The organism is Candidatus Roizmanbacteria bacterium, assembly GCA_016700135.1.
In the GTDB taxonomy this organism is placed as follows: domain Bacteria; phylum Patescibacteriota; class Microgenomatia; order UBA1406; family GWC2-37-13; genus UBA1450.
Genome location: CP065004.1, coordinates 1118038 through 1137284, shown reverse-complemented (window position 1 = coordinate 1137284; position 19247 = coordinate 1118038). Strand labels below are relative to the sequence as shown.

Here is a 19247-nt window from a genome sequence, read left to right as displayed (position 1 = left end):
TATGGAACGCATATCCAGAAGAGCGTTTTTAGGGAAAACCGTACGGGCCGTCGTAGGAGCAGGACTTATTTTTCACGGAGTACGCCTGACACAGGATGAAGGTACACCAAACTATATATGTGATGCAACTCAACAACTTTATGACACGGCTCCTGAAGAAGCGCAGCAACTATATGATCGGACAACCCAATCACTGTTAGGAAAAGATTTTGTCCCAGCATATTGTGATGTCGCGGCAAAAGCGGAAATTACGACGGGAGTGACCTTCGGTACGGGAATCGGCATCTTCCGAATGATGGGTTTTGCAGGTCATTCAATCGCCCGATATCTTAATGCACAGCAGAACTGCGCTGAACCTACTGCCGATAAATATCATCACGGGCAAAACGAACCGATGTTCCCAGATGAGGGATCGGAACGTCCAGAGGATTGAAATCGAGAGGATTTGGCTGTTTGAGTACGTCCTGCATCTCTCTGTATCTTTCAAACGGCAGGCTGAACGGAAGGACAATACCTGAAGTATAACCCATTGCCTCCATCCGCAGCGAAATGTATCCTCCACGGCAATATACCCGTACACCGTCAATGACCGCTTGTTCATCTTCTTTCAATGCCGTTTGAAGTGACTTGATACTTTTATTTTCGTTCAAATCATAGACCTCAACGCAATGTTGTCCTGAAGCTGCTCGTTCGACAGTGCAGCCAAAAAAAATATGAGCACCCCGAACGACGGTTGATAATAAACGCGGAGAAAATACCGACTCAGCTAATATCTGCTCTCTTTCCCAATCATGTGCCTGTATCGAAAAATCTGCTGCGATTTCGTCTCCTCCGTTTTCATACACTGATACACTCGCTGTTCCCGCAGGTAAATGAATGTCATACGAAGCAAGAACCTCACCTGAAGGAAGAACTCCCAGCCGGTACGAAGCCATTCGAGCAGCTTCACCGTCTGGTTTTTCGTGCTTTTGGGCCGTATGTGAAATAAATCCGCTGTCGGGATGAAACACAATTCCTGATCCCGTTGATGAATCCGCGGAAATAATAGTCGGTTTCGGAAGCTCAAATATCGGCATGGGTTTATTATAAAACACTTATGGCTGATCTCAATATGGCCTTCCGACAATATGCTTACTTTTGAGGCTAAAAGTATACTCTCTGATATGTAAATTACTGTAAAACCTACTGGACGAATACCATGAACTCTCTATAATAAAATTATTGATGCTTACACTCGAATCGCCTCGAGCACTGCAGTTTATTGAAGACTTTGAAGCAGCATACAGTGCTGGCCTTCCGTATCAGTCGTTTGATCCGCACATCCTTGAAACCGCATATGCTACAAACGGTTTTATCAACCGAAGACGCGCGGCACTAGAAGATTATATTGCATCAAACGGAACTGATGAAAGAAATGATTCTCATGCTTTTATGGCTGAATGGGCTTCATACATCAGCCTAATCTCGCCGCTTGAAAGTGCCGGATACACGGTAAGTCTCGCATCACCCCAACTCGAACATGGAAGACCCGGGAGACACGGGATTGACCTTGTAGTAGGCCGGCAAATTGACGATGCGCCTGATCCTGTCCTCGGTATAAATATTAAGCTTCAAAGACTGAGAGAGACCACTGCATCCGATAGCCATAGGTATGACCCTGCGATCCGTGGACCTTCACTGAATCTTTCGCTGGGGAACTGGGCCGTCAAAACCCGGGAACAGGAAGAAATCGATATCAGAAGGTGGATTGCGTCACTTGCGGTACCCAATGCCATTCAGACAGGAAAGATTCCATATATTCCCGCGCTCCGTCAATACATAGTAGGGGGAATATTTGCAACACTGAATATCTATACTTGGAAATGGGAGCAATACTGTGCCGGTAACTATGAATTGAATGAACACCAGCAGTGTCTGGTCCCCGACGGAGAGGAAGAAGAAGACATCTTTGAAGAAAAACTTTTTACTGCTCATCAATTATTTCAGGAGCTAAACGAGCAAAAAGATATATAATGATTTCATATGAAACAATATTTACTGTATATCCTGCTAATCGGTATCGGGGTAGTGCTCGGTCTGATGATTGCAAAACTGGATACAAATCCGGTAAAAAATATCATTCCTTTGTCATGTACCTACAAAGGCATTACTTACAAAGACGGAGAAGGCTTTCAGGATGAGTGTAATTCCTGTTCGTGTCAGAACGGAGAAGTCATGTGTACGGCAATGGCTTGTGATGTAGAGTTCCCTGAAGCTAACTGATTTTGAGGATTGTATAGATCACCGTACCCACAGGTGTTGTTATCGAAACCTTATCCCCTGTCTTTTTCCTCAGCAATGCTTGTCCAAGAGGGGACTGATAGGAAAGAAGCCCTTTTGAGGGATCCGATTCATTACCTCCGACAATACGGTATGCGCACTCTTTTGTACCGTTATGCATAATAACTGATGAACCGATTTCAATATATTCATGCTGAGTCGCTTCGACGACTTTTGCCCGGTCCAGTGTTTTTTCCAGATAACGAAGTCTGCTGTCTGTTTGTCTTAGTTTCTGTTTGGCATATTTATAGGCTGCGTTTTCGCTGCGGTCTCCGAGCTCTGCAGCTTTTGTAAGTTCCTGCACATATTCAGGTCTCTTTGATTTGAGAGTAGTAAGTTCCTTTTGCAGTGTTTCGTATCCTTCCTTTGTGAAAAGAATCGGCGTCGGTTTCGGCATAGAACAATTATACTGGATTATGGTATTTTCCCGGAGCGTTCGATTATATCAATATTGACAAATGCAAATCAGTTGCATATACTAGATTTATGAAAAAAATATTATTTCTTCTTTTTCTGGGTATCATTTTGGCATTAGTTATTGTTTTGGGATATAACAGACAGGGGAAGGAGACTGACTTAGACCGTCAAAAGGTTGCTACTACCATTTTTCCTTTATACGATATTACAAAGAACATTGCCGGAAACAATGTTGAAATAGTACTATTATTGCCGGCAGGTGCAAGCCCTCATTCATACGAACCTTCACCAGAAACAGTAAAAACCCTCCAAGGCGCTGATACTTTGTTTATGATTGGACACGGGATAGACAACTGGAGTACTTCCGTTGCAGAATCAGCTGGAGTTAAGAATCAGGTCGTGGTAGATGAAAAAATTAAATTATTACCATATACAGGAGCCAACCACTCACATGACGAGAAAACAGGAGAAGAAGTAGCAGAGAACAATTACTCAGAACAAACTGACCCGCATTACTGGCTCAGTATTGAGAACGGAAAAGCCATAGCCGCACAGATACGAGATGAACTTAGTAAGTTGTATCCTGAACACAAGGAATCCTTTGAACAAAATTACAATGAGTATGAAGCTGTATTGGCAGCACTTGATCAGGACAATCGGTCAAAGCTGCAAGCGATTGAGAACAAACGTATTGCAACATTTCACAATGCGTTCGGATACCTTGCTGAAGAGTATGATATTGAAGTTGTGACTACTTTTGAAGAATTTCCCGGGGAAGAGCCTTCGCCGGAATATGTGCAGGAATTTATCGATCATATCGAGGAGGATGATATTCGTGTAGTATTTGCTGAGCCTCAATTCTCAACAACTTCTCTGGAGCCGATTGCAGCTGATCTTGAAATTTCAATATCACAGCTTGATCCGATCGGAGGAGTTCCTGACAAAGATTCATTTGTTTCTCTTATGCGCTATAATGTTAATCAGATTACCCAAGCCCTACAATAAATGTCACCAATACTTGAAGTAAAAAATGTAACGGTCAGATATCCGCATGCATCTCACAACGCTATTGAGGATATTTCATTTGAACTGAAGCCAGAGTCCATCACGGCATTAATCGGTCCCAACGGCTCAGGGAAATCAACTCTTCTTAAGGCAATACTCGGTTTTGTACCCTTTAAAGGCAAGATTCGTCTAAACGATAGGGATGTCCGTGAACAACTGAACCGAATCGGATATGTTCCTCAGCGCTTCAGTTTTGATACTTCTTTTCCTATCACCGTGCATGAATTTTTGCATTTATCCTGCGCCCAGAAAAGTTTTGATGATGAGATCAGCACCCTCATGGAGGAAGTGAACATGAAAGGGAAAGATAGGAAACTTCTTTCTGCACTCTCCGGAGGCCAGCTTCAACGAATTCTTTTAGTACGATCTCTCCTTCAAAACCCTCAGCTTCTGATTCTAGATGAACCGGAAGCCGGAGTCGATGTCGGAGGAGAACAATCATTTTACACGCTCCTGCAGAAGCTTGTTACGGAAAAACATTTGACAGTCCTTATTGCAACGCACGAACTTGATATCGTTCATACATTTGCAGACAATGTTCTCTGCATCAATCAAAAACTTGTTTGTACCGGAACGCAAAATGTACTTACCCAGGAAATGTTTCAGAATTTGTACGGACATCATTTGAAGTTCTACGGTCACCATCACGACAAAACCTAATGGACATTTCAATACTTACACTACCTTTCATGCAGCGTGCATTTATCGGAGGCATAATTATTGCCTTGCTGCTTGCATACTTCGGGATTTTTGCCATGCTTCGCCGCTCATCATTTTTCGGTGATGCCATAGCTCATTCTTCCCTAACAGGCGTGGCTTTGGGAATACTGTTCGGGGTGAATCCGCTGCTTCTTTCTCTGCTGTATGCCGTTCTTGTCGCCTTTATCCTCCCTGTTTTGAGGAAAAAGTCCGATCTCCATACTGACAGTCTGCTCGGTATTATCCTACCTGTATCTATGGCAATCGGAGTGATCCTGCTTTCCGTAACTCCAGGCTACCAACCGGAGCTCATGAGCTTTCTATTCGGAAGCATTCTCGGGATAAGTTGGGAGTATATTATTTTCACAGGAGTTACAGCGATAGTACTCTTTTTCGTAGCCAGGGTATACCACAAAAAACTTCTGAATATTGCCTTTGATGCAGAATATTCACAACTTCTCGGAATCCGCGTCGGTATGATTGACATGATCTATCATGTAGCACTCGCAATCTCAATCGTAATCGGTATTCAGCTGGTCGGAATAGTTTTGGTAAATGCACTTCTTATCATTCCTGCAGCAACATCACGATTGTTTGCCGGATCTTTGAAAAGCATGTTTGTTCTTGCACCGATATTTTCGACGATCTCCGTCATAATCGGATTGACGGGTTCATATCTGTTTAACGTTCCGTCAGGTCCAATGATAGCCGTCGTCTCCGGACTTATCTTTTTGACTGCTCTTATTTGGAAAAATCTTTGAGATATCTTCTTCTCTTGACCTCATGACGAACAGGTCGTATAGTATAAGGACACCTATGATGAAAGTAACCTTAGTGTGCGGCGGTCCATCTTCTGAACATGAAGTATCGATAAACAGCACAAAATCTCTCTTTGAAGCGATCGATAAAACAAAATATGATGTATCTGTTTTTTATATTACGAAAGACTTAAAATGCACGTATTTCAAGCCTGAAAAAGAATTGCAGATTCCTGAGGATACTTCAACTTATCTTCCTTTTATGGAGGGAGTCGAGAAGTATCTCACCAAAACTGATCTGGCATTCCTTGCCGGGATTCACGGTGAATTCGTGGAAGACGGTAAACTGCAAACAATACTTGAATTTTTCAAAATCAGATATACGGGTTCAGGACCGACTGCAAGTGCAATCTGCATGGATAAATTCCGCACTGCACTTATAGTCAATACGCTTGAAGAAATCACGCTTCCCAATACTTCGCTTATTGATCTTTACGGCAACATTCCTGTTGAAGATTTACAGTATCCGCTTATTTTCAAACCCAATAATATGGGTTCAAGTGTCGGCCTTCATATCATTAATTCTGAGGAAGAATTGAAGAAACAGGTACAAAAATCACGAAATGAAAAACTGTATCGACATGTGCTTCTGCAGGAGTATATCAGAGATGCAATGGAAATTACCTGCGGATGTCTGGAAGACCGTGAAGGGAATATGACCTTCATACCCCCTGTAGAAATTATCCCGAATAAATCAGCATTTTTTGATTATGCTTCCAAATACGAAGACGGTGGAGCAATCGAAGTTTCCCCTCCGAAAAACCTGGACAAACGTGTCTCGGACATTGTCTCCGAGCTTGCCGCCAATATCCATACATTACTTGGCTGCAAAACGTACTCACGTTCTGATTTTCTGTATAAGGACGGAACACTTTACTATATGGAAACTAATACACTTCCGGGTATGACCAAAAATTCACTGTTTCCCAAGGAGACCAAAGCAATCGGAATGAGCTTTCCTCAACTGGTGGACTTCCTTATAGAAAATGCATAATAAAGATAAGTAATTACATATATCTCTTGTAATCTTACTGATCAGAGTATACAATGTTCAGATGGCAACTAAAGATTCAAAACTAACCAACTGTCCGAAATGCGGATCACCTTTGTCTCCAGTAGAAGAAACACCGACCGGTAAAAAACTTCAACGATGTTCTACCGGATCATGGAATCCCGAAACCAGACAGGTGGAAGGCTGTGATTATGTCAAGTGGTTTACTCCTGAACCTGAAGAACTAGATGAAAAATGTCCCAAATGCGGCGCACCTCTTGTCATGGCAACCACAAGAACAGGCAAAAAAATGAAGAAATGCAGCAAAGGAGGATGGGACCGTGAAGCCAGGAAAGCGACAGGTTGTGATTTCGTCGAATGGTTCAACGGTACAAAAGAAGAATTGGATGAAAAATGTCCGACATGCGGAGAGAATCTCGTCCTTGTGACTACAGCAAACGGGAAAAGAATGAAGAAATGCAGTACTTCAGGTTGGGATCGTGAAACAAGAAAAGCAACAGGTTGTACATACATTGAATGGCTTAACAATAATTCGAGACCTGCAGATACCGAAGCTAAATTTAACGGAGACGAAAACTTTCCTGAATACGAACAGTAATCGGACGGGGATCTGTCAGGAAAAAATAAGCGTTATTTCACCGCGGTATTCTTTGCCTTTTAATTCTGCCGCCTTCCCGCGAAAGATCTCCTCAAATTTCTTGGTAAGCTCACGCGCTATCACAATTTCAGCATCAGGAAAAACTTTTTCCATGACTGCAAGTGTCTGATTGATCCTGTGAGGAGACTCAAAAGCAATAAATGCAGTGTGATTTGCAATCTGACGGATATCTCTGATGTTGATGAGCAGTCTTTCAAACTCCAGTTCTTTTTTCGGCAAAAATCCCAGAAACATAAATCTGCTGAATTTGATACCTGAATGAAGCAGTGCCGTCGTTACTGCTGACGGGCCGGGTATGACTTCATACGGTAATCCTTTCTTAATCACGGTCGAAATAAGCAAAAATCCGGGATCGGAGATCACCGGCATTCCCGCTTCTGAAATCAGACTGACCGTTTTTCCGGCCTCAAGATCATCAATAATACCGGGAAGTTTTTCAAATTCTTTCTCTTTGTAATAGGAAATAATTTTCTGTCCTTCTTTCGGTTTCATGCCGAACAGATGCTCGATCGCATGAAGGAGTGTTTGCGCCGAACGCGTATCCTCTGCTAGAATGATATCGGAATCAGTAAGTGTCCTGGCTTGTCTGTATGAGACATCCTCAAGATTGCCGATCGGGGTTCCTACTACGGTTAGCATATATCTATTATAACTCATTATAAATTTGTATTACTTATGAAGACAACCCATTTTGACACATCACTGCTTCAGGAGAGCAATCAGGAATTAGCAGTCGACCGTACGGTTTTTGCATTTGAACGTACCGCTCTTGCATATTTCCGAACGGGAAGTACCTTTTTAATAGCAGCACTTACCCTTATCAAGCTGTTTGAGGAAGCATATATGAACATTTTCGGGCTGATACTTCTTCCCGCTGCGGCATATATGTATATTCTGGGAATCCAGAAATTTAACGAACTGAATGTGTTTGTCAGGAACAAATAATCAGTGAGATTGCCATCTCGAATAGATTCCTGTAGACAGAAGACGCTTACCGAAGCTCTCTCTGAGTGCAAGTTCTCCGTATTCGGTTTTCCCTTTGTGCTGAATCATCAAATCCTGCATTATATTTCCGAGCATGATGGCAGAAGAAGAGATTGCATAAGCATTGATCAGGAAAAAGAGAGGATGCGGTGAAAGAATTTTTGCGCAATGTTCAAGAAGAACGGGCATATGCTTGTAAAAATCCCATGCTTCTTTTTTCGGACCGTGACCGTAGACCGGGGGATCCATAATAATCCCGTCATAAAAATTCCCTCTGTGTACTTCCCGTTTCGTAAATTTGAGAGCGTCATCCAGTATCCATCGAATAGCATCGTTTGGTAATCCCGAAGCCTTCATGTTCTCATTGGCCCATGTGATCGAGGGTTTGGAAGCATCAACATGAGTGACCTGTGCACCGGCTTTTGCCGCCGCGACAGAAGCTATCCCCGTATACCCGAACAAATTTAATACTTTAATTTTGCGATGAGATTTCCGAATCAAATTGGTTGTCCAGTCCCACATTATAGCCTGTTCGGGGAAAATACCTGTATGTTTAAAAGGAGTAAGCCGTGCGTGGAAATGGAGGTCATTGTACCGGATTTGCCAGTGATCGGGAAGTTTATTTAAGACCTTCCATTGGCCCCGCTCTGTGGATTTATCAAAAAGAGCATCTACCCGTTTCCACATATGCTCAGGAGCGTGCTTTTTCCAAAGTACCTGCGGATCAGGCCGTGCAATACGATACGGACCAAAGCGTTCAAGTCTCATGCCGTCTCCGGAATCTATTAGTTCGTAATCAGGAAAGCCTTCCTGCACCAGTACTTGCATATTTGTATTATAGCTTATGGGAAGAAGAGATAGATGGCAGGAGTTAATAAAGTTCTTGATAAGAGAATATAATAGCTACGGCATGAGACATCTATTCTGATATCTCCCTCTATAAGCCATAAGCTACTATCTTTTACCTATCAGCTATAATATACCCATGGCTTTTGATTTATCCTCTGAATACAATCCGACAGGCGATCAACCTCAGGCAATCGCAAAACTGACAGCTGGTGTGAAATCCGGCATAAAAAATCAAGTGCTTCTCGGCGTGACCGGGTCCGGCAAAACCTTTACTATGGCCAATATGATCCGCGATCTGAACATGCCTGCATTGATCATATCTCACAACAAAACTTTGGCAGGACAGCTATATCAGGAATTCAGGGATTTTTTTCCGACAAATGCCGTGTCTTACTTTGTGTCATACTACGACTACTATCAGCCTGAGGCTTACATCCCGACAACTGACACTTACATTGAGAAAGAAGCGGATATCAATGAACTTATTGACAAGCTCCGCCTCCAATCAACGACAAACATCCTAACCCGAAAAGATGTCATTGTCGTCGCCTCTGTATCGTGTATTTACAATATCGGTTCTCCTACTGAGTACGGGAAATATATGGTCGATATTAAGATTGGTGATTTTGTCGACTGGAAACAGCTTTCGGTACGCCTGACTGAACTTTTGTATGAACGGTCTGAATTTGATTTTAATCGCGGCACGTTTAGAGTACGCGGCAGCCATATGGATATTTATCTGCCTTATCAGGACTATGCTATCAGAATTATCGAAGAATACGGAAGAGTGAAGGAAATTGAGTTTATCGAACCGCTATCAGGACAGAAAATCAGATCGGAAAGTACCGGTGTAACTATTTATCCTGCAAAATTGTATCTCACAGATCCCGTTGTTTTTGAAAAAGCGGAATCGCAAATCAGAGCGGATCTTGCAAAAGAACATCAAATGCTGAAAAAGCAGGGGAAAAACCTGGAAGCAGAGCGGCTGCTCAGGAAAGTAAATTACGATCTGGAGATGATCAAAGAAGTCGGATATGTGAACGGTATTGAAAATTATTCACGGTATTTTGACGGCAGAAAACCGGGTGACGCTCCTTACAGTCTTCTTGATTATTTTAAAGTGGCTTACGGCAATGACTTTCTCGTTTTTATTGATGAGTCTCACATGACCGTGCCACAAATCAGAGGGATGTACAACGGCGATCATGCCAGAAAAAGAACGCTGATAGATTTCGGTTTCCGTTTAAACTCTGCCTACGACAATAGGCCACTGAAATTTGAAGAGTTCTATCGTATACCCTCAAAAATCGTATATGTCTCCGCAACTCCCGACGAATGGGAAGTGGATCAGGCTCACGGAGAAACAAAGGCTCTCGAAAGAGAGAAAAATGAAGTACCCCACAACGGAGTTGTCGAGCAGCTTATCAGACCGACCGGTATTGTGGATCCAGAGATTGAAATCCGTCCTGCAACAACGGAGATACCTGACCTTATCAAAGAAGTAGAGGATCGGGCAAAAAAAGGCGAAAAAGTGCTGGTTACAACACTCACAAAGAAAACAGCAGAAGATTTGACCGAGTTTTTGACTGAGAAGAAAATCAGAGCTGCATATCTTCACTCAGACATTCACACTCTTGAACGGTCTGACGTGCTTGACAATCTCCGCAAAAATGAGTTTGACGTATTGATCGGAGTGAACTTACTGAGAGAGGGTCTCGATCTGCCCGAAGTCACACTTGTGGCGATACTTGATGCCGATAAGGAAGGATTCTTAAGATCCAGAACATCTCTGATTCAAACAATGGGACGCGCTGCCCGAAATGTTCAAGGCAAAGTCATATTGTATGCAGATAAAATGACTGACTCTATCAAGAAATCGACGGAAGAGATTAAACGACGCCGTGAGCAGCAGCTTGCGTACAATAAAAAGCATAATATTAATCCGAAAACTATTTATAAACCGCTTCGTGAGAAGATTGTCGAACACCTTGAAGAAGATTATATGTCATTCGACAAACTCCAGAAAGACTTTACAATGAAAGCAGTCGAGGAACTGGATATTGATTCGATGACTCCGCTGGACAAGAAGAAGACAATAAAGAAGTTTGAAAGAGAAATGAAAAAATATGCGGAAGAGATGAATTTTGAAGCTGCTATAATGCTCCGTGATAAGATCCGAGAACTGAAGGAGTAATTGCAAAGGCTCTAGACTAGCAGAGTAGTGCTAAACTAGAGGTATGGTTTGTAACAATAGGCCGATATCAAAATACAAGAGAAAAAAGATACTATGGTGTTTTGCACACGATCTGAGTGCTACACAGACCTCTGGTATTTTGGGTCTCAACCGCAATACAGTCAACAAATATTACAATAATATTCGTCAACTCATATATCATCACCAAGTGCACCAGATGCAACGATATGTTGGTGGTGAGATAGAAATTGATGAATCATACTTTGGACCTCGAAGGATGAGAGGCAAGTCAAGTAAAAGAGGTCGTGGGACGTCATTTAAGCAGGTAGTATTTGGGATATATGAGCGTCAAGGACGTGTATTTACTCGTATCATTCCAAACTGTAAAAGAAGAACGCTACATGCTGTTATGAAGGGAAAGATTGACTTGAACAGTACTGTATATTCAGATTCGTGGAGCGGATACAACGGACTTGTTGATGTCGGGTATGACAAACATTTGAGAATCAATCACAAGAAAAATGAGTTCTCAAATACAAAAGGGGTCCATATCAATGGCATAGAGTCATTCTGGTCCTTTTGTAAAAGACGTCTCGTTAAGTTCAATGGTGTAAAGAAAAACTTTCCATTACACTTGAAAGAGTGTGAATGGAGATGGAGCAAATCCCCATCGATCCTTTACAATGAACTATTACAAATTGTTAATGTGCTAGTCTAGAGCCTTGCAAATTACTGTGAATGAAGTCAAAGGAGATGATTATTGTATTTCAGAATACAGTTCAAGAGCTAATTCGCTGGGATTATTTCGAAAACGAAGATATCTATTTGGTGAAGTTGATCTGAACGCCTGTTCATACAAAATAAGTTGTGAATCATCAAGCTCAGGACGCAAAATGAACGGTTTGACAATACAGATGTCATCCCTCTCAACCTTTTCGTATTGCGGAAAATCAGTCCAGTAGATCACGATGCTGGCAATACCTTCATTTGATATTTGTGAAATCCCGAACTCTTTTCCGTATGCAAGGTATTGTCTGAACCGTTCGATATCCCCTCCAAACGTAATTACTTGATTAAGACACACAGCATATTGCTCCCCGCGTGCAAGATATGCCAGTGATCGGGATGTAATATCTTTTCGAAGGTCATTCTATCAGAAAAAGTCGGCTCAAATCGTAGGCTTTGTTGTAATTTTTCCATAGTATCGGGGTAATAGTATACTATACAATCACTTACTGAATAAGTTACGAAAGATATGGCACTCATAGGGAACTAACATCTATGAGTAAATGGGGAGGAGATCAGCTTCGAGTAATTAGGAGTTATGACTGGCAGTACAATAGAGATCTTATGAAAAAGATACGATCTCTATCAGACTACAATCAGTCAGATGTAGCACAAATCAGAAACGATGTTCTGACATTTGCAGAGAAGTACGGGATACAAGCTGCAGTTGATGCATATGGGATATCACGAAGGACATTGTTTCGATGGAGGAAGAGACGGCGAGATTCAGAAGGGCAGTTGGATAGCCTGATACCAGAGACAACCAAGCCAAAGACACCCCGACGTATGGAGACTCACCCGAAGGTCATATCCTTTATCAAAGAGATTCGAGAACAATACTTTTGTTTGGGAAAGGAGAAGATCAAGCCCTTACTTGATGAGTATTGCCTACAGGAAGGAATTTCAACTATATCTGAGTCAACCATTGGAAAAGTGATCAAAAGACACAACCTGCAGCGCAAGACCTACCGGATCTATCACAATCCAGCAAGTGGCTTTGCAAAACGGAAAGTAAAGTACCGACAGAAGGTCAAGCGGTCTCCCAAGGTGGAAGATACCGGATACATTGAGATTGATACCATCACGAAGTTTGTACACGGAATCAAGCTGTATGTCTTCAATGCAGTGGACATCAAACTCAAATTCCAGTTCTCCTACGGATACTCAAAACTCAACAGCCGAAACGGTGCTGATTTTATGAGAAGACTGGAACTAGTATACCCAATACAAGATGGTATAAAAACCATACAAACAGATAACGGCCTCGAGTATCTGGGAAACTTCCATGACTATCTGGAAGAAAACAATATCCCACACCTCTTTATCTACCCCAGATGTCCCAAGATCAATGCCTTTATTGAGCGAGCAAACAGAACACTCCAGGAAGAATTTATGAACCCCTACATCTATACCAAGTGGACCGGTATCGGATCATTCAATCGTCACCTTATTGAATACCTCGTCTGGTACAATACAAAGCGAGTTCACAAAAGCCTGAACAATATTTCACCTATGGATTACCTATTATCTATTTTACCTAAAGAGTGCCATATGTATGGAACTCATACACTTACTTGATCTTTCTGCTAAAACCGTGTAAACTAATAGGTTCTTCTATGCTAAATTCCATTGTCGTCAAAGGCGCTCGTGAGCACAATCTCAAGAACGTCGATGTCGAAATTCCGAAAAATAAGTTTGTCGTTTTTACCGGAGTATCAGGTTCCGGTAAATCTTCTTTGGCTTTTGACACCATTTATGCTGAAGGCCAGCGACGATATGTCGAATCACTTTCCGCATATGCCAGGCAGTTTCTTGGCATCATGAATAAGCCTGATGTTGATATGATCGAAGGCCTTTCACCGTCAATCTCTATTGATCAGAAAACAGCATCACACAATCCGCGATCGACGGTCGGAACAATTACCGAAATTTATGATTATCTTCGTGTCCTTTTTGCACGGGTAGGACATCCCCACTGTCCGAATTGTAATATCGAGATCCGTAAACTGTCCGTTGATGAGATTGTGACACGGATGATTGAGATGATTAAAAAAGAGCTCTCAACCGATAAAATAAAACCGCACATAATTCATATTCTTTCACCGGTTGTCAGGAACAGAAAAGGGGAATTCAAAGATCTTTTTGAAAATCTGCAGAGTAAAGGATTCCGACAGGCAAGAGTTGACGGAAAAGATTTTACGTTTGACAGTGATATTGATCTGATCAAAGCAAACAAACACACTATCGAAGCATATATTGATACCTTATCACTGCAGTATAAAGATTTGAGTAATGATGTTTTTATGTCAAATCTGCGCTCACGGCTGACAACGGCAGTCGAGCAAAGCACCAATCTCTCGGACGGTCTGGCCGTCTTGGCATTGGGAAGCGAAGAACATCTTTTTTCCGAAAAATTTTCCTGTCCGAATTGTAATTTGTCGCTTCCCGAAATCGAACCGCGCATGTTTTCATTCAACTCACCGCTTGGTGCCTGTCCTGAATGTAAGGGAATCGGCACGGTATACCGCATCGATCCTGACTTGTTACTCAACCCGAACTTAAGCATTAATGAAGGCGGTATCCAGCCGTATCCGAAATTCTTTTATCAGGGCACCTGGTACCTGAGACTTATAAAAACGGTAGCAGAACATGAAGGAGTTGATTTAAATATACCGATAAAGAAATTGTCACAGGAGTCCAAGGACATACTTTTGAAAGGTACCGGCACGACATACCTCGTCGAAGGAACGAACCGATTCGGCAGACCGACAACAATTCATGAGACATGGCACGGACTGGTCAAAGACATGGAACGACGATACTTTGACAGCGAAGGCGGAAACGGAGAAGTTGAAAAATATATGCGTGAAGAAACCTGTCCCGTCTGTGAAGGTGCACGATTGAAAAAGGAAGTCCTGTCGATCACAATCGACGGTCACAATATCTCTGATGTCACGGACTGGGCTATCAAGAAAATGATCGAATTCAGCAATGTCAGAATTAAAGAAATATTAAATGAGTACGAGATACAGATAGCTACTCCGATTTTACGGGAAATAATTACCAGACTGACTTTTTTGGACAATGTCGGACTGTCTTATCTGACGATTTCACGCGCAGCAAAAACCCTTTCGGGAGGGGAATTGCAAAGAATCAGACTGGCATCTCAAATCGGAACAGGATTAACCGGTGTTTTATATGTCCTTGATGAACCGTCTATAGGACTCCATCCCCGTGATGTCTCAGCATTGATTCAAACGCTGCACAACCTGAAAGATCTCGGCAACACGCTTGTTGTCGTGGAGCACGACCAGGAAACAATGGAATCGGCTGATTATCTGGTCGAACTCGGCCCCAAAGCCGGAAAAAACGGCGGAAAAATCACATTCACGGGAACAATTGATGAGATCAAAAAAGACGAGCAGACAGTAACGGGAAAATATCTTTCAGGACGTAAGCAAATCGCTATCTCAGAACGTGAACTTGAGGAAAAGAAAGGAAAAATTATTCTTCACAACGCATCACAATACAACCTGAAAGATGTCACGGTCCGTTTTCCGCTGCAGAATCTTATCGCCATCACCGGCGTCTCAGGATCAGGGAAGTCCACTCTAATAACAGAAACACTGTATCCCGCACTCAAACTGCAAATTAACAATCAGTGGAATGAGTCTGTCGGTGATTACAGCCGGCTCGAGGGATTTCAGGATCTGACACGGGTATACCTTGTCGATCAATCTCCTATCGGACGGACACCGAGATCCAATCCCGCGACATATGTCGGCATGTTTGACGAAGTCCGTGACATTTTTGCCGAAACGGTAGAGGCCAGAGCACGAGGATACAAAAGGGGGAGATTTTCTTTCAATGTCAAAGGCGGACGATGTGAAAAATGCCAGGGAGCCGGAGTTATTAAAATAGAAATGCAGTTTTTATCTGATGTATATGTCAAATGCGATGTATGCGAAGGACAGCGTTACAACAGAGAAACACTTGAAGTGAAATATAAAGACAAAACGATTTTCGACGTTTTGAATATGACCGTCGATGAAGCGGCTGATTTTTTCAGAAATCACATAAAGATCTTCAATAAACTTCAGTTTTTACAGAAAGTCGGACTTGGATATATATCACTCGGACAGCCGGCACCGACCTTTTCAGGAGGTGAAGCACAGAGAATTAAACTAGCTGATGAACTTTCACGTGCGAGCCGCGGTCACACTCTATACATTCTCGATGAACCGACTACAGGTCTGCACTTTGCTGATGTGGAAAAACTGTTAGCAGCACTTCAGGAACTGGTTGAACAGGGAAATACCGTAGTTGTAATTGAACACAATCTTGATGTAGTAAAGAACGCTCAGTGGATCATTGATTTGGGCCCTGAAGGCGGTGACAAAGGCGGTGAAATAGTGTACCAAGGTGCTCTTCGCGGGATTCTAGACATCAACAATTCCCATACCGGTCGGTATTTGAAAAAGTATTTATAATATACGGTATGTTCGAAACCAAGGATCTCCCCACTACTAATGGTATCTATATCTTCAAACTTAAAGGCAAACCGATCTATATCGGCAAGTCAGTCAATATCAGAGCCCGAGTTAAGTCTCATATTGAAAATGCCAAAAATGATGCAAAAGAACGGGCAATAGTGGAAGGCGCCGACAGTATAGAGCACATCGTCACGGATTCGGAATTTAAAGCGCTTCTTCTTGAGTCAAAACTGATCCAAAAGCATAAACCGAGATACAACGTCAGATGGAGAGATGACAAAAGCTATCTGTATATCAAAGTCACAAAACAGGACCAATATCCGAAATTTTTTATCACGAGAAAAGAAGACGAAAAGGGAGCAATCTATTTCGGACCGTTTTCTTCTGTCCGTGTTGCTGCCGATATTCTCCGAGAAATAAGAAAGGTTTTTCCGTTTTGTACACAAAAAAGTATTACTAACAGAAGGTGTTTTTATGCAAAGATAAAACTCTGTGACCCCTGTCCGAATGAAATAGAAAAAACGGATTCTCCCGAATTGAAGAAAGAATTGCAAAAGCAATATAAAGACAATATCCGCAATGCCGTACGGGTTCTAGACGGGAAAACGGAGATAGTCATTGAGAAGCTGTATAAAAAAATCAGTGTACTGACGAAAGAGGATAAGTATGAAGACGCAATACCGTATCGTAACCGATTGTTCAGATTGGAAGGAGTACTTCTTCGACGAAAGTTTGATACGAATAATCTTGAAGAGTACAACAAATCAGAAAAACGGGTAAAGTCTCTGCAGCAGCTTCTGCGACCATATTATGATCTGCCGAAACTTGAAAGGATCGAATGCTACGACATGAGTACTATGTCGTTTGAAAACAGCACCGCATCAATGGTGGTTTTTACTGAAGGATTGAGTGACAAAAAAGAATACAAACGATTCAAAATTAAAGGAGAGAACGTCCAGTCCGATTTTGACATGTTTAAGGAGATTATGACAAGGAGATTCAGAAATAAATGGCCTGAGCCTGAGTTGGTGATTTTAGACGGAGGAAAGCCTCAGATCCGTGCAGCGAAAGAAGTTCTGGATGCGATGCAGGTGACAATTCCTCTTATCGGAATCGCAAAACGGCCGGACAGGATTGTGATCGGAGATGACACCCTTCTCACTATCAAGCCACCTCGTCATCATCCCGGTTTCAGACTAGTACAGTCAATGAGAGACGAGTCTCACCGCTTTGCCAAAAAGTATCACGTTCATCTTCGAAGTAAAAAGATGCTATAATAAAACAACTATGAAAGATATTTTGCTTATTGTAAACATCGTTTTATCTATTGCAATTGTCGTGTTGATTCTGCTTCAGGGAAAAGGCGCAGGTCTGGGCAGTGCCTGGGGCGGTGGAGGAGAGATGTACCAATCGCGTCGAGGTGTCGAAAAATTTACTATGAACCTTACATACATCTGTATTTTCCTCTTTTTCGTACTGTCTGTCGCGAATTTTTTTGTTCATTAAAACATGCGTTTCAGCTTTGATACCAAGCGTATCCGGTATGCGTACTGGGTAACAATGGCCTTCGTAAAAAAGAATATGCAGTCTCTTCTCTTGAGTTTTTTGCTCAGTCTGTTAGGTGTTATTACCGTGGTCTCTTTTGCCCCATATGTCATTGATATGATGACAACCGAAAAACAGGTAATCGGCATTTCGGGAACGTATACCATAGATACTCTCCCTGATGATATTGTTTCGAATTTTTCAAACGGACTTCTTCATGTAAATGATAAAGGTGAACTTATCCCGCTTCTTGCGGACAGTTGGGAACCGGTAGACGGCGGCCGGGAATACCGCTTTCATATCAAAAAAGACCTTACATGGAACGACGGATCCTCCTTTACTGCGCGCGACATCCAATATCAGTTTAAAGATGTCGAAACCATAGCAGAGAGTGACTACATGCTCAGGTTTAAGCTGAAAAAACCCTTGGCCATTTTTCCCAATTTCCTGACCAAACCGATCATCAAATATCCGGTAGTGGGCGTTGCAGGATTGTACAAAGTGGGCCGCATCAGGCTTGAAGCAGGAAATGTCAAAATGCTTCAACTGACCCCGAATCAGGAAGGTCTGCCTATACTGATATACAAGTTTTACGACACTGATTCCAAACTTGTCCAGGCATATAAACTCGGAGAAATTACCCAAATGACTACCACAAAAGCGAGCGTCGCAGAAGTATTTGAAGACTGGAAAAATACGGAAATTGAAAAGAGTGTAGATTATACAAAAGTTATGACACTGTTTTTCAACTTCAATGATCCGCTTCTCAAGGAAGAGAAGGATCTGAGGCATGCTGTAGCAGAGGCAATTGATAAATCGGCATTTTCACCATACGGAGAACCGGCATTCAGTCCGCTGCCTCCAACCTCGTGGGCGTATGAAAGTAATGTTAAGCAATATCCGTACAATCCGAACGTCGCATCAAAGATAATTAAAAAATATGTCGAGGCATCAGATGCTGCCCAACTTAAAATAAGTACGTATTACGATCATCTTGCCGTGGTTGACGAGATAAAGGAAGATTTGCGGGAAATGGGGTATGATCCGAAAATTGAAGTACTCGCCGGCAGTCTGCCGCGTGATTATCAGATATTTCTGGCTCAACTAACTCTGGGAAAAGATCCTGACCAGTACTTTTTCTGGCATTCCACACAAACATCCGGCAATATCACAGCGTATAAAAATGTCCGTATTGATAAACTTCTTGAGGACGGACGAAATACGTATGCGATCGCAAAGCGAAAAGAATTTTACTCGGATTTTCAACGGATCCTGGTCGAGGATATGCCTGCTCATTTTTTGTATTATCCGTATTCATATACAATAAAAAGAAAGTAGTGAAAAGGGGAAATATTTGATATAATCTAGGTCAGTAAGGTGCGCTTCCTCGTGCACTTTACTCTTAATC

Annotated in this window: 21 protein-coding genes; 16 read left to right on the top strand and 5 right to left on the bottom strand. The window is 42.2% G+C overall.

Annotated features, from left to right (window positions below; genetic code table 11):
• Position 1 precedes the first annotated feature (1 nt).
• Positions 2-433: a hypothetical protein gene (locus IPM65_06005; protein QQS43666.1), complete on the top strand. Its 432-nt coding sequence runs from the start codon at positions 2-4 to the stop codon at positions 431-433.
• Here the strand turns inward: IPM65_06005 and IPM65_06000 are convergent.
• Positions 357-1076, bottom strand: coding sequence for a hypothetical protein (locus tag IPM65_06000; GenBank protein ID QQS43665.1), 720 nt, complete (start codon positions 1074-1076; stop codon positions 357-359). The genes IPM65_06005 and IPM65_06000 overlap by 77 nt on opposite strands.
• Before the next feature lie 148 nt (positions 1077-1224).
• Between IPM65_06000 and IPM65_05995 the strand changes: the two genes are divergently transcribed.
• Complete coding sequence (locus IPM65_05995) at positions 1225-2013, top strand: hypothetical protein (GenBank protein QQS43664.1); 789 nt, start codon at positions 1225-1227, stop codon at positions 2011-2013.
• A 9-nt stretch (positions 2014-2022) separates the two neighbouring features.
• Positions 2023-2262 carry a hypothetical protein gene (locus IPM65_05990; protein QQS43663.1) on the top strand — a complete coding sequence of 80 codons (240 nt, stop codon included), beginning with the start codon at positions 2023-2025 and terminating at the stop codon, positions 2260-2262.
• Here IPM65_05990 and greA read toward each other — a convergent pair.
• Positions 2255-2716: a transcription elongation factor GreA gene (greA, locus tag IPM65_05985; GenBank protein ID QQS43662.1), complete on the bottom strand. Its 462-nt coding sequence runs from the start codon at positions 2714-2716 to the stop codon at positions 2255-2257. The genes IPM65_05990 and greA overlap by 8 nt on opposite strands.
• A gap of 89 nt (positions 2717-2805) precedes the next feature.
• On the opposite strand from greA, the gene IPM65_05980 reads away from it, so the two are divergent.
• From IPM65_05980 to IPM65_05960, 5 genes are all read left to right on the top strand, one after another.
• Complete coding sequence (locus tag IPM65_05980; GenBank protein QQS43661.1) at positions 2806-3741, top strand: zinc ABC transporter substrate-binding protein; 936 nt, start codon at positions 2806-2808, stop codon at positions 3739-3741.
• Positions 3742-4461, top strand: a complete 720-nt coding sequence (locus IPM65_05975; GenBank protein ID QQS43660.1) for a metal ABC transporter ATP-binding protein — start codon at positions 3742-3744, stop codon at positions 4459-4461.
• Between the two features lie 29 nt (positions 4462-4490).
• Positions 4491-5261, top strand: coding sequence for a metal ABC transporter permease (locus IPM65_05970; GenBank protein QQS43659.1), 771 nt, complete (start codon positions 4491-4493; stop codon positions 5259-5261).
• Between the two features lie 55 nt (positions 5262-5316).
• Positions 5317-6312, top strand: coding sequence for an ATP-grasp domain-containing protein (locus IPM65_05965; GenBank protein QQS43658.1), 996 nt, complete (start codon positions 5317-5319; stop codon positions 6310-6312).
• Between the two features lie 61 nt (positions 6313-6373).
• Positions 6374-6928 (top strand): topoisomerase DNA-binding C4 zinc finger domain-containing protein, encoded by a 555-nt coding sequence (locus tag IPM65_05960; GenBank protein QQS43657.1) that lies wholly within the window; start codon positions 6374-6376, stop codon positions 6926-6928.
• 15 nt (positions 6929-6943) lie between these two features.
• Here the strand turns inward: IPM65_05960 and rsmI are convergent, their stop codons facing one another.
• A complete protein-coding gene (rsmI, locus tag IPM65_05955; GenBank protein ID QQS43656.1) occupies positions 6944-7627 on the bottom strand; it encodes a 16S rRNA (cytidine(1402)-2'-O)-methyltransferase in 684 nt (227 codons plus the stop codon).
• Between the two features lie 36 nt (positions 7628-7663).
• Between rsmI and IPM65_05950 the strand changes: the two genes are divergently transcribed.
• Positions 7664-7933 (top strand): DUF202 domain-containing protein, encoded by a 270-nt coding sequence (locus tag IPM65_05950; protein QQS43655.1) that lies wholly within the window; start codon positions 7664-7666, stop codon positions 7931-7933.
• On the opposite strand, the gene IPM65_05945 is transcribed toward IPM65_05950, so the two are convergent.
• A complete protein-coding gene (locus IPM65_05945) occupies positions 7934-8800 on the bottom strand; it encodes a class I SAM-dependent methyltransferase (protein ID QQS43654.1) in 867 nt (288 codons plus the stop codon).
• A 151-nt stretch (positions 8801-8951) separates the two neighbouring features.
• On the opposite strand from IPM65_05945, the gene uvrB reads away from it, so the two are divergent.
• Together uvrB and IPM65_05935 are read left to right on the top strand one after the other, a co-directional pair.
• The gene (uvrB, locus tag IPM65_05940) at positions 8952-11015 is read left to right on the top strand and encodes an excinuclease ABC subunit UvrB (GenBank protein QQS44725.1); all 2064 of its coding nucleotides are present in this window, start codon (positions 8952-8954) and stop codon (positions 11013-11015) included.
• A gap of 43 nt (positions 11016-11058) precedes the next feature.
• Positions 11059-11733 carry an IS1595 family transposase gene (locus IPM65_05935; GenBank protein ID QQS43653.1) on the top strand — a complete coding sequence of 225 codons (675 nt, stop codon included), beginning with the start codon at positions 11059-11061 and terminating at the stop codon, positions 11731-11733.
• Between the two features lie 39 nt (positions 11734-11772).
• Here the strand turns inward: IPM65_05935 and IPM65_05930 are convergent, their stop codons facing one another.
• Positions 11773-12099, bottom strand: coding sequence for a hypothetical protein (locus IPM65_05930; protein QQS43652.1), 327 nt, complete (start codon positions 12097-12099; stop codon positions 11773-11775).
• A gap of 197 nt (positions 12100-12296) precedes the next feature.
• Between IPM65_05930 and IPM65_05925 the strand changes: the two genes are divergently transcribed.
• Genes IPM65_05925 through IPM65_05905 form a run of 5 tightly spaced genes read left to right on the top strand, consistent with a single transcriptional unit; the run spans position 12297 to position 19177 of the window.
• Positions 12297-13379 carry a transposase gene (locus IPM65_05925; protein QQS43651.1) on the top strand — a complete coding sequence of 361 codons (1083 nt, stop codon included), beginning with the start codon at positions 12297-12299 and terminating at the stop codon, positions 13377-13379.
• A 38-nt stretch (positions 13380-13417) separates the two neighbouring features.
• Positions 13418-16291, top strand: a complete 2874-nt coding sequence (uvrA, locus tag IPM65_05920) for an excinuclease ABC subunit UvrA (protein ID QQS43650.1) — start codon at positions 13418-13420, stop codon at positions 16289-16291.
• 8 nt (positions 16292-16299) lie between these two features.
• On the top strand, positions 16300-17571 hold the full coding sequence (locus tag IPM65_05915; GenBank protein QQS43649.1) for a GIY-YIG nuclease family protein: 1272 nt from the start codon (positions 16300-16302) through the stop codon (positions 17569-17571).
• A 10-nt stretch (positions 17572-17581) separates the two neighbouring features.
• On the top strand, positions 17582-17800 hold the full coding sequence (gene secG, locus IPM65_05910) for a preprotein translocase subunit SecG (protein ID QQS43648.1): 219 nt from the start codon (positions 17582-17584) through the stop codon (positions 17798-17800).
• A 3-nt stretch (positions 17801-17803) separates the two neighbouring features.
• On the top strand, positions 17804-19177 hold the full coding sequence (locus IPM65_05905) for a hypothetical protein (GenBank protein QQS43647.1): 1374 nt from the start codon (positions 17804-17806) through the stop codon (positions 19175-19177).
• Positions 19178-19247 lie beyond the last annotated feature (70 nt).